Origin of the sequence: Rhodococcus phenolicus (assembly GCF_001646785.1) — a bacterium.
Lineage (GTDB): Bacteria > Actinomycetota > Actinomycetes > Mycobacteriales > Mycobacteriaceae > Rhodococcus > Rhodococcus phenolicus.
Map to the genome: position 1 here is coordinate 1 of NZ_LRRH01000112.1, position 2,427 is coordinate 2,427.

At 69.1% G+C, this 2,427-nt stretch carries 4 protein-coding genes and 1 pseudogene; all 5 read right to left on the reverse strand.

The features are described 5' to 3' along the window. Window positions 1-815 (reverse strand): annotated as a pseudogene (locus A8G15_RS25245) (hypothetical protein); the annotation flags it as partial. 3 nt (window positions 816-818) lie between these two features. Then, window positions 819-1,223 (reverse strand): DUF7426 family protein, encoded by a 405-nt coding sequence (locus A8G15_RS25250; RefSeq protein WP_068165747.1) that lies wholly within the window; start codon window positions 1,221-1,223, stop codon window positions 819-821. After that, window positions 1,205-1,459: a hypothetical protein gene (locus A8G15_RS25255; protein WP_068165748.1), complete on the reverse strand. Its 255-nt coding sequence runs from the start codon at window positions 1,457-1,459 to the stop codon at window positions 1,205-1,207. Before A8G15_RS25255 ends, A8G15_RS25250 begins: the two co-directional genes overlap by 19 nt. 5 nt (window positions 1,460-1,464) lie before the next feature. Further along, window positions 1,465-1,887, reverse strand: a complete 423-nt coding sequence (locus A8G15_RS25260) for a DUF7426 family protein (RefSeq protein ID WP_068165749.1) — start codon at window positions 1,885-1,887, stop codon at window positions 1,465-1,467. A gap of 70 nt (window positions 1,888-1,957) precedes the next feature. Continuing rightward, a partial coding sequence (locus tag A8G15_RS25265) for a phage tail tube protein (protein WP_425415128.1) occupies window positions 1,958-2,427 on the reverse strand: 470 nt, incomplete at its 5' end.

The following is a 2,427-nucleotide window of genomic DNA, read 5'->3' on the forward strand; positions in this document are numbered from 1 at the left end:
TCACGCTGGGTGGCGCCCGGGTCGAGGATGTTGTTCTGCAGCGCCAGCTTCAGCGTCGACAGGTTCTCCTCGACGGACTCGCCGAACACGTCCGCGTACGCCTCACCGGCGGCCCGGGCGAACTTCTCCGCCTGCGCGACAGTGGTGCCGGTCTGGGCTTGGAACAGATCGCGCTGCAGCTCTGCCTGCATGCCGTCCTTGATCGCGGCGGCGAGCATCGCCCCAGCGGTAAGTCCGAGGGCGGCGATACCGAGGATCGATCCGGCGACCGGTCCGGTCTTGGATCCGAGGTCGCCGATGGCGTCGGAGAACCCGGACAGGAAGTTCCCGCCGGATTGGCTGCCAGCGTCGCCTCCGCCTTCTGCGGCCTGGTCGTACAGGTTGCCCAGCTCGCCCTGTGCGGCCTGGAGGTCCTGCTGCAGTCGGTTGCCGAGTTCGATGTTGTCGACAGCACCGGCGGCCTGGCGTGCCGCGGCGCGGATGTCCTCGATCTGCTGCGCGGCCCGGCGGGCATCGTTCAGCAGCTGGGTGTTCACCGTGATGTCGTCGACGGACTGGTCGGCGCGCTGGGCGTTGCGTTCGAGTTCCTGGATGCGCTGTGCGGCGTCGCGGGCCTGCTGCTCGAGACTCCGGTTGATCTCTACGGCCTGCGCGGCCTGGGAGGCACGCTGTGCGGCGCGGCTGATGTCCTGGAATCCGTTGGTGATGCGCTGAGTGGACTGGCGCGACTGCTGTTCCGCGCGTTGGGTTCCCTGGACGAAGCGGGAGTCGTCAAGGGTGAGGCGGGCGACGAGCTCGCCGACGTCGAGTGCCACAGGTCAGTCCTCCTTGCGGTGCTTCTTTCGTGCGCGCGCCCGGGCGCGTTCGAGGTCGCCGAGCTTCTGGGAGACCTGCTCGAGGTCGACCATCCGGCCGAGGTGCGCCAGCGCCCAATGCACCTCGGCCATGTCCGGGGAGAACCCGAAGTGCAGGAGTGTCGTTCGGCCGGCGTGCAGGATCATCGGCCAGGGCACGCCGTCGTCGACCATCTCGCCGAACGCGCTGCCGAGGGCGTCGATGGCCTGCTGCGACTGCTCCACCGGCGGCAGGCCGGTCGCGACGATCGTCTCCTGCATCTCCTTGTGCGCCTCATAGTCGGGCGCCGGGACGCGGTACTTCTTTCCGCGGATCGGGAGGTGCAGGTCCGGGTCGAAGCCGGTCTCGGTCAAGTCCTTGAGCGCCACTGCGCGCCTTTCGTCAGCGCCTTGTGCAGGCGGGAGGTGGGATCAGCCGCGAGGGCGGTGATGCGCACGCGCAGCCACCGCCACGACCGGGTGTGCAGGACCCCGGATTCGAGGTCGATTCCGTTGTCCTGCAGGTCGAGTTCGATGTCGGACCAGTGGTGTAGGCAGTCGACGAGGGTGCGTGCAACCTGGCCGGGCTTCGGCCGGTCAGGTTCGTCGTTGTACCAGTCGCGCACCCCGGTTACGGGGTCGTACGGGCCGCCGCCAGGATCATCCGGTCCGTAGGTGCCGGGCGCCGAAAGATCGACCGGAGTCTCTCCCCCATCCGCGCCTGCTTCGGGGATGGGGGAATCGGATTTCCCGGCATACCTGCGCTCTCCCACAGGGCCTGTCCGGCGGCTTCGGAATGCCCGAACCACAGCAGGGCGGTGCGGCCAGCGTGGGCGATGGTGGGCCAGCCGATGCCGTCGTCGACCATCTGCTGATAGGTATCGCCGAGGATCGCAAGGATCTCCGCGCGTTCGGCCGCGTCGTCCAGGCGCGCGCCGGTGGTGACGAGATGCTGTGCGCGTAGGCCTTGCCACGCTGTGCAGGCGATCGCGTAGTCGCGTCCCGCGATGGGCAGGTGCAGCGCGGGGTCCATGAAGGCGTCGAGGTCGAGCACCTACCGGTCCTTTCCGTGGTGTGGTCCATCCGGGGCGCCCGCGAGGAGAGCGCCCCGGATGGAGACTGGGTCAGGCCGCGGCGACTGCGAATGCGCCGCCGGTGAGGCCGGTGCCGTCGCCGGTCAGGACGCCGCCGGGGACAGTCACGGCGAACGGGCCGCCCGTCGAGCCGGTGACCGTGAAATCGCTGGCGGTGTAACCGTCGTCGAGCGCCGCCAGCGCCGACTTGATCGCCGCCGACGTGGCATCGAACGCGATCGGCGCGGTGGTCTTGCCGGCCCACGTCAGGGTGAAGGTGCCCGCGGTGGCTCCACCGAGGGTGATGGTGAAGTTCTGCGCGGTGGCCGGGATCAGCGGCTTGACGATGTCGCGGGGCTTACCGCGGCCCGACAGGGTGAAGCTGAACTCCTGCAGTGCGTTCGTGTCCCCGGCCGCCGAGTCCGTCCACTTCACCGTGGTCTCGGCTTCATAGGCGTCGGGCAGTTCATCGCGCCGGTAGATGCGGACCGTGACGACGTTGTCGAGGCCCGTCTTGCGTC